16 protein-coding genes are annotated in these 12,298 nt (G+C 51.6%); 11 read left to right on the top strand and 5 right to left on the bottom strand.

Annotated features, from left to right (window positions below; all coding sequences use genetic code 11):
• Positions 1-93 precede the first annotated feature (93 nt).
• The 3 genes from OMR58_RS14825 to OMR58_RS14815 form a co-directional block, all read right to left on the bottom strand.
• Positions 94-1,205 (bottom strand): IS3 family transposase gene (locus OMR58_RS14825; protein WP_264546288.1). Its coding sequence is split into 2 segments (ribosomal slippage): positions 94-944 and positions 944-1,205, totalling 1,113 coding nucleotides; the frame shifts between segments, so codons are not numbered across the junction.
• A gap of 200 nt (positions 1,206-1,405) precedes the next feature.
• Positions 1,406-2,443, bottom strand: coding sequence for a phage integrase (locus OMR58_RS14820; protein WP_048335354.1), 1,038 nt, complete (start codon positions 2,441-2,443; stop codon positions 1,406-1,408).
• A 6-nt stretch (positions 2,444-2,449) separates the two neighbouring features.
• Positions 2,450-3,034, bottom strand: coding sequence for a phage repressor protein CI (locus OMR58_RS14815; RefSeq protein WP_057222572.1), 585 nt, complete (start codon positions 3,032-3,034; stop codon positions 2,450-2,452).
• Between the two features lie 119 nt (positions 3,035-3,153).
• Between OMR58_RS14815 and OMR58_RS14810 the strand changes: the two genes are divergently transcribed.
• From OMR58_RS14810 to OMR58_RS14760, 11 genes are all read left to right on the top strand, one after another.
• Entirely contained in the window at positions 3,154-3,375 is a 222-nt protein-coding gene (locus OMR58_RS14810) for a hypothetical protein (RefSeq protein ID WP_004195891.1), read from the top strand.
• 30 nt (positions 3,376-3,405) lie between these two features.
• On the top strand, positions 3,406-3,915 hold the full coding sequence (locus OMR58_RS14805) for a phage regulatory CII family protein (RefSeq protein WP_057222571.1): 510 nt from the start codon (positions 3,406-3,408) through the stop codon (positions 3,913-3,915).
• Positions 3,916-3,922: 7 nt separating this feature from the next.
• Positions 3,923-4,123, top strand: a complete 201-nt coding sequence (locus tag OMR58_RS14800; protein ID WP_040165606.1) for a phage filamentation protein Fil family protein — start codon at positions 3,923-3,925, stop codon at positions 4,121-4,123.
• 80 nt (positions 4,124-4,203) lie between these two features.
• Entirely contained in the window at positions 4,204-4,491 is a 288-nt protein-coding gene (locus OMR58_RS14795; RefSeq protein WP_050496846.1) for a hypothetical protein, read from the top strand.
• 65 nt (positions 4,492-4,556) lie between these two features.
• Complete coding sequence (locus tag OMR58_RS14790; protein WP_019725386.1) at positions 4,557-4,781, top strand: DUF2732 family protein; 225 nt, start codon at positions 4,557-4,559, stop codon at positions 4,779-4,781.
• On the top strand, positions 4,781-5,008 hold the full coding sequence (locus tag OMR58_RS14785; RefSeq protein ID WP_023317535.1) for a TraR/DksA family transcriptional regulator: 228 nt from the start codon (positions 4,781-4,783) through the stop codon (positions 5,006-5,008). Before OMR58_RS14790 ends, OMR58_RS14785 begins: the two co-directional genes overlap by 1 nt.
• Positions 5,005-5,586 carry a 3'-5' exonuclease gene (locus tag OMR58_RS14780; RefSeq protein ID WP_225322552.1) on the top strand — a complete coding sequence of 194 codons (582 nt, stop codon included), beginning with the start codon at positions 5,005-5,007 and terminating at the stop codon, positions 5,584-5,586. Before OMR58_RS14785 ends, OMR58_RS14780 begins: the two co-directional genes overlap by 4 nt.
• Entirely contained in the window at positions 5,583-5,855 is a 273-nt protein-coding gene (locus tag OMR58_RS14775) for a DUF5405 family protein (protein ID WP_057222569.1), read from the top strand. The genes OMR58_RS14780 and OMR58_RS14775 overlap by 4 nt, the downstream gene beginning before the upstream one ends.
• The gene (locus OMR58_RS14770) at positions 5,852-6,133 is read left to right on the top strand and encodes a DUF3850 domain-containing protein (protein WP_057222568.1); all 282 of its coding nucleotides are present in this window, start codon (positions 5,852-5,854) and stop codon (positions 6,131-6,133) included. Before OMR58_RS14775 ends, OMR58_RS14770 begins: the two co-directional genes overlap by 4 nt.
• The gene (locus OMR58_RS14765; protein ID WP_264546287.1) at positions 6,124-8,349 is read left to right on the top strand and encodes a replication endonuclease; all 2,226 of its coding nucleotides are present in this window, start codon (positions 6,124-6,126) and stop codon (positions 8,347-8,349) included. Before OMR58_RS14770 ends, OMR58_RS14765 begins: the two co-directional genes overlap by 10 nt.
• Before the next feature lie 116 nt (positions 8,350-8,465).
• A complete protein-coding gene (locus tag OMR58_RS14760; RefSeq protein ID WP_225322553.1) occupies positions 8,466-8,906 on the top strand; it encodes a DinI-like family protein in 441 nt (146 codons plus the stop codon).
• Between the two features lie 431 nt (positions 8,907-9,337).
• On the opposite strand, the gene OMR58_RS14755 is transcribed toward OMR58_RS14760, so the two are convergent.
• Together OMR58_RS14755 and OMR58_RS14750 are read right to left on the bottom strand one after the other, a co-directional pair.
• On the bottom strand, positions 9,338-10,381 hold the full coding sequence (locus tag OMR58_RS14755) for a phage portal protein (protein WP_004195876.1): 1,044 nt from the start codon (positions 10,379-10,381) through the stop codon (positions 9,338-9,340).
• Positions 10,381-12,150 (bottom strand): terminase ATPase subunit family protein, encoded by a 1,770-nt coding sequence (locus OMR58_RS14750; RefSeq protein ID WP_073511251.1) that lies wholly within the window; start codon positions 12,148-12,150, stop codon positions 10,381-10,383. Before OMR58_RS14750 ends, OMR58_RS14755 begins: the two co-directional genes overlap by 1 nt.
• Positions 12,151-12,298 lie beyond the last annotated feature (148 nt).

Here is a 12,298-nt window from a genome sequence, read left to right as displayed (position 1 = left end):
AGTTTTAGAAGGCAGTAAATCCGGTGAACACGCTTGTGATTCCATACATTTCCCCGCCTGCGGAGCACCTGAAAGAGTGTAAGTACACCCGTTTTAGTTCCACACACTTTTTGAGATTTCCGGTTTCTCAGCCAGCATCCGGTACTCTTCCGGCGTCAGGTTATTCAGGGATTCATGGGGCCGCTCACTGTTGTATTCCGTCAGCCAGCGCTCCGTGATTTCCCGTGCTTCGTTCAGCGTTCTGAACAGATAAAAATCCAGGATTTCTGTCCGGTACGTCCGGTTAAAGCGTTCGATAAACGCGTTCTGCGTCGGCTTACCCGGCTTAATAAAGTCCAGCAACACACCGTGCTCCTCAGCCCATTGCGCCAGAACCAGTGAGACCAGCTCTGGCCCGTTGTCCATCCGCATCTTCAGCGGATAGCCACGGTTTGCCACAATCCTGTCCAGCACCCGCACAACCCGTTGCGCCGGAATATTCAGGTCAATTTCTATCGCCAGAGCCTCGCGGTTAAAATCATCCACGACGTTGAAGGTCCGAAAGCGTCTGCCACATGTCAGGGCGTCGTGCATAAAATCAATCGACCAGCTCTGGTTAAGTGCTTCCGGCGTGGCCAGCGGAGCCGGATTACGCACCGGCAGACGTTGTTTACCCTTACGCCGGAAATTCAGTTTCAGCAGGCAGTAAATCCGGTGTACCCGCTTGTGGTTCCAGACGTGGCCCTGCCTGCGAAGCACCTGAAAAAGCTTCTTAAAGCCGTAGCGCGGATAGCGTTCAGCCGCTTCAGTCAGCCTCTGGATCACCGGTTCATCACGTCGCGTATCCGGTTGATAGCGAAACACCGTCCTGCTCAGCGATAACGTCCTGCATGCCTGGCGTATGCTCATCGTAAACTGTGCGGTCAGATAGCTGACGAGCTCACGCTTTATCGCTGGTTTTAAAGCTTTTTTTCGATAACGTCTTTCAGCGCCCGGCATTCCAGGCTCAGGTCGGCAAACATCTGCTTCAGGCGACGATTTTCGTCTTCAAGATCTTTTATCTTTTTGATATCAGCGGCTTCCATCCCGCCATATTTCGCCTTCCAGTTGTAGTAGCTGGCTTCGGATATAGCGGCCTCACGGCAGACATCCTTGACGGTTCGTCCGGCTTCGACGGACTTCAGAACGGCGATAATCTGGTGTTCGGTAAATCGGATCTTACGCATAGCGCTCTCCTCAGGGGACATAGTCAGTATGTCGGAAGATCTCTAAAAGTGAATGGCCCGTTTTACCGGGATACTTACACCTGTCGCTCTTTATTCAGGCCAGGCGATTATGAGAATCATGAAGGCCAAACAAAAAACAATAACTTACTTAATAATCATGCCGTTAATAAAAATATATAAGGCAATATAGGGCAATAATTCTAAGTTGCTGCGACACTTTTGCGACAATCTAAAGGGTTGAGTCTGACAGCATCCTCAAGATGGTTGGGGGCGAAGTGTGCATATCTCATTGTCATTTTTATATCGGTGTGCCCCAGTATCTTTTGCAATACGAGGATGTTCCCGCCGTTCATCATAAAGTGGCTGGCGAACGTATGCCGCAAGACATGAGTTAACTGGCCTGGGGGAAGCTCTATCCCTGCGCGATCTAGAGCATTTCTAAAGGCGTAATAGCACGGGGTAAATAGCGCGCCATTCTTTTTGGGAAGTTCCCCCATTAGCTCGGCCGATATGGGTATTGTTCGATTCTTTTTACCCTTAGTCTTAATATAAGTGATCTTCCCCGAGGAAACCTGAGAACGCTTTAGGCTTTCTGCTTCACTCCATCTCGCTCCAGTTGCCAGGCAAATTTTAACGATTATCTCCAGGTCTTCAGCAGAACTGTTGCGGCACTCTTTTAACAGCGATTCAATCTGCTCAGCTGTGAGATATGACATCTCGCTTTCTTCAGTACGAAATTGCCTGACATTTTCTAGGGGGTTGGGTGGTGCCCACTCACCTAATCGTTTTAGTTCATTAAAGACAGCTAAAAAGTAAGCGTGTTCAAGGTTCATCGTCCGTGGCGATACTTGGCTAATTCTCTTTGTGCGAGCGAAATGCCCTTCAAGCCTTTTTGCGCGGTATGCGGTAAATAGCTGGGCGCTAAATTCGCTAGCAAGTGGGGAGCCCATGCACTCCGCCGCCCATAGCATGGATTTCTTTCTTTTCTCGCCATCTTTTAGGGTAATTCCGTGACGGTCAAACCAAAGGTGAACGAGGTCGGAAAGACGACGGCGATCTTTGCCATCACCTAGCCAGGGGGAGTCATCAACCTTTTGCATTGTGAAGTTTTCGAATGCAAGAGCTTCCCCTTTAGTAGAGAATTTTTTACGGACTCTTTTACCCTGCTTACCATCGCTACGATTAACTGTATAAAAGTCAGCGACCCATTGCCCATCACTTAATTTTCGAACGGTCATAACTAATCATCCGCTGATTATTGTTAGCACCACACGCCCGATAACGCTTATGTCATCAATGGAACAGTCAAAAGCCGCGCCAGCGCCGCTAACACGAACTTTCTTTACTGGGATCCGGGTCAGTGTCCTTACGCTTGTTTTACCTTCAATATCGACAAGCCATTCACCATCAAACACCTCTGAAAACTCCCTCTCGATAACATACGTCGTTGAGCTTTCAATGACACAAAGAGGTTTCGTTGGCACTGCTTTTCCTGGCAAAAATGTAGCTTTATCCAACATAAGAACCCCTGAGTCGTAAAGCTGACCATCGACAATTTTTTGTCTGGAAACTCTCAGAATATCGAGGTCTTCGCCGTCAAACTTTGGCCCATTCCCGGTAACCAGCCACTCAAGCGTAGCGCCCGTCTCAGCCATGCAGCGAACCACGATATCTGCTGGGAAAAAGTCCCTCTTATATCGATTAGCAAGGCTACTACTCGCTATCCCTAAATGTTCTGCAAGAGCGACTTTAGTTCTGAATCCATACGCCTCAATGACGCGATCTAAGGTGTCATTTCCGCCTTGTGAAAAATCAATTTGTAGCTTCATGAAAACTTATCCTTGCAAGTTTTCGTGGAGTGATATTAAACTCCGCTTTGTAGGTTTAAAGAAACATTGCCCATTATTGCCCTGTATTGCCGTACAGGTTAACCAGCGGAGTTTGCCTTATGCGACCAAACATTACAATCGTCATCCCTGAGCCTTACCTGCCACTTGATGAGTATTGCCGCCGTACTGGCACTAACAAAGAAACAGCTAAGAACCTGATTGAATACGGAAAGTTACCAATCAAACCAAAGGGTAAACAGACTAAGGGCCTGGTTGAAGTCAACATGGCAGCTCTGACTATTCAAGCTCTGAGTGAATGCGACATTTCACTTAACGTGTAAATAATCATAGTGATTAGAGGGAGCCTAAACATGTTAGATTTTCGCGTTTCGTCACATGCACACTTTGATGATGCATGCAGAAAATTCGCGGCCACGCATAACGTGAAAGAGCTGGCCGATAAAGCCGGTATCAAGCCGCATACGCTTTACAACAAACTCAACCCGGAACAGCCGCACCAGTTAACGCCGCGAGAAATCTGGACGCTGACAGACCTGACCGAAGACTCGACCCTCGTCGATGGTTTTCTGGCGCAGATCCATTGTCTGCCATGCGTGCCGGTTAACGAACTGGCAAAAGAGAAACTGCAATCCTACGTCATGCGCGCCATGAGTGAACTCGGCAAACTGGCGAGCGGTGCCGTTTCAGGCGACCGCCTTACCCCGGCCCGTAAGCAAAACATGATTGCGAGCGTAAACGCGGGTATTCGCATGCTATCGCTGTCGGCAATGGCATTGCAGGCCCGGCTCCAGGCTAACCCGGCTATGACGAGTGTTGTCGACACCGTCAGCGGCATCGGCGCGTCATTCGGTTTGATTTGAGGTGCTTATGTTGACTAACGAACCGTCATTCGCCTCTCTGCTCAAAAAACGTAGCCCATCCATGCACTACGGGCACGGCTGGATAATGGGTAGCGATGGCCAGCGCTGGCACCCTTGCAGCTCTCAGTCCGAATTGTTGAACGGCTTAACAGCAAAAAAAGTCTCTGCGGTTAAGCGGCTTTTAAATGCATTAATGGGGGCAAAATGAACGAAAGAATTTCAGCTCATGACACCCAGGCGAGCAAGCTTTTTAGCAATGCTGATTGTTCTACTGAGCAACCGAAGACCATGACCGGCGAAGAGTGTTTCGCACGGTTTCATCAAAAACTGAAAGCAACAGAAAATAAGGCGCTGCGTAATTTCAATAAGCTTGATGAAGATTTTAAGTTTGTGGTTTTAACGCTTGCTAATCGAAATAATCCGGGCGTGTTTCGCTCTGATGAAGTCGGCAAACCATATGAGTATTTTGATATGGATCGCCGCAAGCTGATTATTGCGTCAATGAATAAAATTTCCCGCTGGGGTGGGATTCTGCCCCGGCATATTTCCATCCATGAATGCTTTTTAGCTAATTAAACAAACCCGTAATTAATGGCGTAAACCCGCCGGGCTTCTTATTGCCCGAAATCAGGAGATTAAGAATGCACAAACAAGCTTCAGAACCTAAAGAAAATACCGACCTGCTTCTTGAGGTTATCGGTATTGCAAAACGTGAAGAGCGTAAAGGTCGCGCGCTCGCTGTTTCCATTCGCCTTGAGGCGCTGGCAACCCATATCGCTAACAAAGGTATGAGCGCCATAGAAGCGGCTGAACTGCTGCGCCGCGAAGCCACCCGCTACGAAAACGAATCTCAGGAGCTGCACTAATGGCCGATGCAATGGATATCGCACAACAGCGCGAGCAGGCAGAACGCGAGCGCCTTATCAACAACGCGCGCAGCCATATCGCTGCGCCTTCTCGTTTTACCTGCGAAGAGTGTGAAGCCCCAATCCCGGAGGAACGCCGCATTGCAATTCAGGGCGTTGCGCTATGTGTCACCTGTAAGGAAATCGCAGAGCTTAAAGGTAAACACTATAACGGAGGTGCTGTATGAGCATTATTAATACGACAATTAGTCAGCATGCCAAACGTTGGCTTAATGATGGATACTTATTTATTGATACCGAAACTACTGGGTTGGGTGACGATGCGGAAATCGTTGAAATCTGCATTATAGATAAAAATGGTTTTATTATGCTTAACACGCTAATTAAACCTACTAAGCCTATCCCTGATGAGGTTATTGCTGTTCACGGCATTACCAATGAAATGGTTGCTCATGCTCCAACTTGGAAAGATGTTCACGGTGCAGTAGCCAATCTGTTCTTTAATTATGGTTTCGTTATTTATAATGCTGATTATGATACTCGCCTGATACGTCAAACAGCGGAATTAAATGGATTAGGGACTGACGGGCTATCTTCATTTATAGATCACTCCCTGTGCGCCATGATGTTATATGCAGAATATCGTGGCGAGCCGGGGAGATATCACGGTTATAAATGGCATAAGTTAGTCGATGCCGCCGCGCATGAAGGGGTTGTGGTTGAAGGGCGGGCACACCGTGCTTTAGCAGATTGCAAAATGACATTAGGTGTCATTAAAGCTTTAGCGCAAGGCGGTGCAGCATGAGCCTCCGCATCGAAATCGGCGACAAATGGATTATTAACAGCGACCAGTATCAATTCATTTTGAGCGAGAAAAAGGTCGCAAAAAGCGGCCGTAAAGCTGGCGAGGAGTGGCTTGATACTATCGGCTACTATCCGAAAATCGAACAGCTTATTTCCGGCCTGATTCATCATCACATCCAGCAGTCGACCATCACCTCAATTGAGGAAATGGCCGCTGAGATTAAGCGTATCGGAGAAATGTGCGCCTCCTCAATCAAGGCGGCGGCATGAGAAAAACACATCAACTAAAAATTCGGCCTGAGTTTTTTCAGGCTGTCATCAATGGAACGAAAAAAGCAGAGTTTCGTCTTGCTGACCGTGCGTTTGCTGTAGGGGACTTACTTTGCTTAAACGAGTACGGCCCCTGCGAGTATGAACCGCAAAAGGTCGGGTTTACAGGCGCGTTTGTCTACGTACTGGTGACTCATGTAGCTGACCTTAACGAGTGGGCTCCTGGCTATGTGATGCTAAGCATACAGCGTAGGCAAATGGGGGAGCTATGCAGGTAAGCGTTAACTATGCTTACCCGTGGAACGCTCCACGGTCGGCAATAGCCAGCCCATATCTTACCTATGACCAACAGCATCGCCGCGACCGTATGTTCGCGGCTTTGCTGCATGCGAGAAAGGTGCTTTCTCTCCAGCCCGAGTGCGTGCGCTTTGACGTCTATCGCACCGCTGCGGTGCTGGAGCAAAATCAGGGCAGTCAACGAGCCAATGCTTTTTTAATCAGCTTCTGCAAAAAGGCATTGCCACGTCTTGAACTGGTCGCAAAAAAATACGAGTGCGTGGGTATCAATAGCAACGTATCAGCCGCCGTTTTTGGTGGTCATTTTGATACCCGGCTTATGCAATATCTGGCGTCACGCATGGTCAATATGGTTGCCAGATATAACCGACTCCCGGACATGTCACGCGCCGATATCGACCTTTTGGCCGCTGATGTCGCTAATTTCATTCGCTCTGAGCTGGCCGACATTGATGACACCGGATTTAGCGAGCTTAAAACGTTGTACACCTGGTACATGCGCGCTGGTTTAATTTCCCTGCAATTCAACGTTACCCCGCCGCATTGGGAGCGGGTGACAAAGAAATATGTCGGTGAGGATGAAATCGCCCCATCCATCACCCGTATGTTTAATGAGGTTTGGTGGCGTGGCCGTTTGCGTCGTATTGCTGCTGCATGGCGCGAACACTTGCAAATTGCCGTTGGCAACGTCAGCAAGAAAAGACACGCCTACGCGAGTAAAAACTGCGTGACTGACTGGCGCGAGCAGAAGCGCCGCACGCGTGAATTTCTCAAGGGACTGGATCTCGAAGACGAAGACGGCAACCGCATCAGCCTTATAGAAAAATATGACGGTTCAGTCGCTAACCCTGCAATACGCCGCTGTGAGCTGATGACCCGCATCCGTGGGTTTGAAAATATCTGCAATGAACTCGGTTATGTAGGGGAGTTTTACACCCTGACCGCGCCGTCTAAATACCACGCCACCACCAAAGCGGGCTACCGTAACAGCAAATGGAACGGCTCCAGCCCGTCGGACACGCAGAGTTACCTTACTGGCTTATGGGCGCGCATCCGCGCGAAGCTGCACCGTGAAGAGATACGTATTTTCGGGATCCGCGTAGCAGAACCCCACCACGATGGCACCCCCCACTGGCACATGCTTATGTTCATGTTGCCGGAAGATGTCGAGCGTGTGCGCCTCATCATCCGTGATTATGCGTGGGAGGAAGACCGCCACGAACTGAGAAGCGATAAAGCCAAAAAAGCACGCTTTCATGCTGAGGCCATCGACCCGGAAAAGGGCAGCGCTACCGGCTATGTCGCTAAATACATTTCCAAAAACATCGACGGCTATGCACTTGATGGCGAGCTCGACGACGAAAGCGGCGAACTGTTGAAAGAGACTGCGCCCGCCGTTTCTGCCTGGGCCGCGCGCTGGCATATTCGTCAGTTTCAATTTGTCGGAGGTGCGCCTGTGACGGTCTATCGCGAACTACGCCGCCTTGCTGATACTGAGACCGCGCATGGTCTGAGTGTTGAGTTTGCTGCTGTGCATGATGCAGCTGACGCCGGTGATTGGGCTGGTTACGTTAACGCCCAGGGCGGGCCATTTGTTCGCCGCGACGATTTGCAGGTGCGCACGTTGTACGAACCACGTACCGAGTTTAATCAGTACGGCGAGGAGACGGTCTGCATTCGTGGCGTTTACGACTCTGCCATCGGTGCCGATACCCCGATTATGACCCGTCTCACTCAGTGGAAGATTGTGCCGAAGCGTGCCGTTGATTTGGCCGTTGACCTTCAGGGCGCTCCTGCGCCCTCTCGGAGTTCTGTCAATAACTGTACGGGAAGCGAAAGCGATCCGCCGGAGCTGGATTTATCCAAACCGTTGAGTCGAAGTGAAAGGCGGAAGCTAACGGCCAGACTCAGAGACAAAAAACGGGTCACCAGGCGTGATTTTGTCCACGGAACAGATAAACAACGCGCAGCCATTGACAGAACAATAGACGAGATTCAGCTCACGACCGGCGAAACCATCAGCCGGGGGGAGGCCCTGCACCTGATGGCCGGTGGCAAAAGTTGCATAAACGGCAAATGGTGCCGTGGTTCCGCAACCGGTGAAATTTTCCCGGCAGCACCGTCAAATCTGGCACGGGGCAGACAAATCCTAAATCGAGTCGCGGGGTTAGCGTCAGTTACTAAGTTGAGACTGTAACTAATTCACATCCATATCATGCACATACGACCTTTTGTGGCGTAACTTTTTTCTTTCATATTTTTATCGATACGTGCTACTGTATATTTATACAGTATCCCCGTGTAGGAGGTTGTGTGGATAGAGAGTTAAACGAGCAAGTCATGATTGAACGGGTCGAGATGATTGCGCGTCTGACAACAGAGGGTGTTTGTCAGGAAAGAGATCGTGAAATAGCTTTGAATTTAATTGCGGAAATTGCGAGAGGGAACTTGATGAAAAACAACTCTTTTTCTGTTGTTTTCGCTCCCGCTCCTGTTGAACAAAGATTAAAAAAAGGGGGCGAAGTGAGGGTTAACATCACGTTGGATAAAGACCAAAAAATTGGGCAACAAGTTGTTGATGCTTTTCAGTGCGAATTGACCCGACGGGTGCAATCAATTTTCCCATCAACGCGAGTGACTGTAAAAAAAGGATCAATGACAGGCGTAGAGCTAGTTGGGTTCGACCAGGAGTCAGACCGTGAAGCGTTGGATGATATCCTTCAGGAAGTATGGGAAGACGAAAGCTGGCGTTAAACATGCTAACCGCGATGGCGCAAAAACTGGCTTTTTGCGTCGTCGGGGTTGAACAACTCGCACTGTGCGAGGCGTTAGAAAATCCCTTTTTTATCCGATAATTTCCATCCTTATGGCCGTGCATGCATTAAGTGCATCATTCTGCATGCAGACTTTCCCTCATAATTTGACGATCGCCGCCAGAGCTGGCGCGGATCCGATGACCTGTTGCAGTTGCATTAATTCCGACCCACGAAGCGGGCAGGCGAGGCGGGGAAAGCACTGCGCGCCAGCGTACTTTTGCGCATTTATTTTCGCAGCCTGAGCGCGTCGTTGTGCCGCGCAGGTTCGCGAGGGTGTCGGTGGGTGGTGCGGGGGTGTTTGAGGGAGTGACGGGCTTCTGAGGCGGTCAGGCGTGGGGGTAAGAAAAAACCGCCCGGAGGCGGCAGAAATCAGTCACTTTCGGTGTCGAGGGTGTAACTTTTGAACCGGATCACCTCCTGACCGGCCCAAGCGTTGACCTCGCGCATCCGGTCTTGTAGCGGGATGAGCTCGTTACGGACAAACACCTTTGCCACCTTCTCGATATCGCCGAGCGAACCGACGTTTTCCGGCTTGCCGCCCATCAGCTGGAACGGGATGCGGTGAGCGTCGAGCAGGTCGGCGGCGCTGACCTTTTTGATATTGAAGAAATCGTCTTTCGTTGCCACCTCACTGAGCGGCACAATTTTAATGCCGTCTGGTTTTCCGTGCGGTGCGTAGAAAAACAGATTTTTGAAGTTGCCGAGCCCCTTCGAACTGCGCATCGCATCGCGCAACGCCTCAACATCGGTACCGCTTTGCGCGGCGTCCGTCACATACATGATGTAACCCGCATGCGCCCCGTTCTGGTAATACTTGCGACGGAACAGCGTCGCCGCTTCATTCAGCCAGGCGGAGTTTAGCGCGCTGAGATATTCCGGCATGCCGTACAGCTCCTGGTTGATGTCCGGCTCCAGCAGGTGGAATACGGATCCCGGCGCGAACGGGTGCGGCTGGTCAAATGACGGCACCCACCAGTAGACATCATCTTCAATACCACGCCGCGTGTATTTAGCCGGTGACGCTTCCAGCTTCAGCGGGCGACCGGTGACACTCTTTCGGAGCTCTAAAAACGCGTTGCCAAACACCAGAAAATCAAGCGCGAAGCGGCTGAAGTCCTGTTGTGACAGTAGCGGGTGCGGAATAAACGTTGAGGCCAGAATGTTGCGCTTAACGTAAATTGGCGAGCTGTGATGAACGGCGGCGCGCAGGCTTTTCGCCAGCCCGTTAAAGCTGACCGGCGGTTCGAACCAGCGGCCATTATTGACGCATTCCACGTAATCCAGAATATCGCGGCGGTCGAGCACGGCGCTTGGTTCACCAAAGGTAAACGCCTCCATTTTTTGGGGCGCGCTGTCTTTCATGTTGCGCGGGCGCTTTTGTGGCTGTGGCTTGCGGCCTTTGTATTTACTCATCAGTTGAACTCCAGAATGGATGATGTTACCTGGCCGCTGCCAGCGGTAAGCGGTTCGTTTAACAGCGCATGCATGGTCGCCCAGGCGACGTCCGCGTGACTGGCTTCCTCGGTGCGGCTGGCCTCATAGGTGGCGCTGCGCCCGCTGCTGGTCATGGTCTTACGGATTGCCATAAACGAGGTGGTGATGTCGGTGGCGCTGACGTCATATTCGAGACAGCCACGGCGGATAACGTCTTTTGCTTTCAGCACCATTGCGGTTTTCATTTCAGGCGTGTAGCGGATATCGCGGGCGGCGGGATAAAACGAGCGAACCAGTTGGAAGACGCCAATACCGAGGCCGGTCGCATCGATACCGATGTACTCGACGTTGTATTTTTCGGTGAGCTGGCGGATGGATTCGGCCTGAGTCGCAAAGTCCATGCCTTTCCACTGATGGCGCTCCAGAATGCGAAACTTGCCCCCGGCGACAACCGGCGGTGCGAGCACCACACACCCGGCGCTGTCGCCGCTGTGCGAAGGGTCGTATCCCACCCAGACCGGGCGGGAGCCGAACGGGTTGTCGGCGAACGGCGCAAAGTCTTCCCACTCTTCCAGACTGTCGACCATGCAGCGTTGCAAATCCTCGAACGGGAACACCGACGCCTTGTCGTCAACGAACTCGCACATAAACAGATTGCGGAAGTCGTCGACGCTGTTTTCGCGCTTGAGTTGCTCCAGATTGAACAGCGTACAGCCCCCGGCGAGCGCATCCTCAATGGTGACAATCTGCCGCCACTGACCGTCAGGACACGCCACACCAGCGGCGAGCGCGTCATGACTGATATCGATGTCAACCCGCTCGCTGGCGCTGGCGCGGCCCCGGTTGAATAATTCCCCCGACCAGAACGGGTAAGCGCCGTGTGCCAGGGTGGAAGGTGTCGAAAAGTAGGTGCTGCGCAGGTGGCTTTGTGAGGCCATGCCCGACGACACTTTGCGTAGTTTCTGGAAGTTGGGGATCCAGAAAATTTCGTCGACATACAGGTCGCCGTTGTGGCTCTGCGCGGTGTTTGAGTTGGTGCCGAGAAAAATCAGCTTTGCGCCGTTGTTGCCTATGACAATCGGGTCGCCGGTCAGGTCGACATCGACCCGGCGGGCAAACTGAATGATGTACTCGCGGAATACATACGCCTGCGTCTTACTCGCTGACAGGAAAATCTGGTTATGGCCGGTTTTCAGCGCATGCAGCAGCGCCTCGCGGGAAAAGTAGAACGTCGCCCCAATCTGGCGCGATTTCAGAATGTCGCGAATACGGTGCTCAAGCCCGGCGCGGTGCCAGCGGAGCTGATACTCGAAAGACTCCGCGAAAAAAATCTCTTCCAGTTTCTCGATAGCCTCGTCGCTGAAAAAGTTCTTTGTCGGCTTTTTGCGGTCGCCTTTGTTGCGGTTGGCCACGTTGGGATTAAGGTCAACCTCGTTTCCGGTCTGACCATAGCGATTAATGCGCGCAAAGCGCTCCATCTGCCGGGCCAGAAAATCCGCCACCTTGAAATCGTGGGGCGTCAGGTTGGGCTTTGCGTAGAGCTGAATCAGCCTGGCTTCCAGGGTGCTTTCGACCCGGTTTAGCGGTGCCGTTTCGTCCCACTGGTCGCGCTGCTTCCAGCTCTGCACCGTGGGGCGTTTGGTCTGCAACATTTCGGCAATCTGCGGCACGGAAAACCCCTGCCAGTACAGCAAAGCCGCCTGGCGTCGCGGGTCGTTTAAGAGTGTGGTGTCGGTGGTGATGGTCATGGATGCCTCGCCGTGATTGATACAGGGCAAGGCTAAAGAAACGGGTGATGCGAATCGCTAAGGTGCTGTTGTGTGAGGGATAAGCCATCCGGGACAGATGGCGAGTGGGCGGCGACGTCGGGAAACTAACCCCGACCCGTTAACCCGA

The organism is Erwinia sp. INIA01 (assembly GCF_025947915.1).
GTDB classification, from domain to species: Bacteria; Pseudomonadota; Gammaproteobacteria; order Enterobacterales; family Enterobacteriaceae; genus Erwinia; species Erwinia coffeiphila.
The sequence above is the reverse complement of the archived record's forward strand: the minus strand, read 5'-3'. Positions and strand labels throughout refer to the sequence as shown.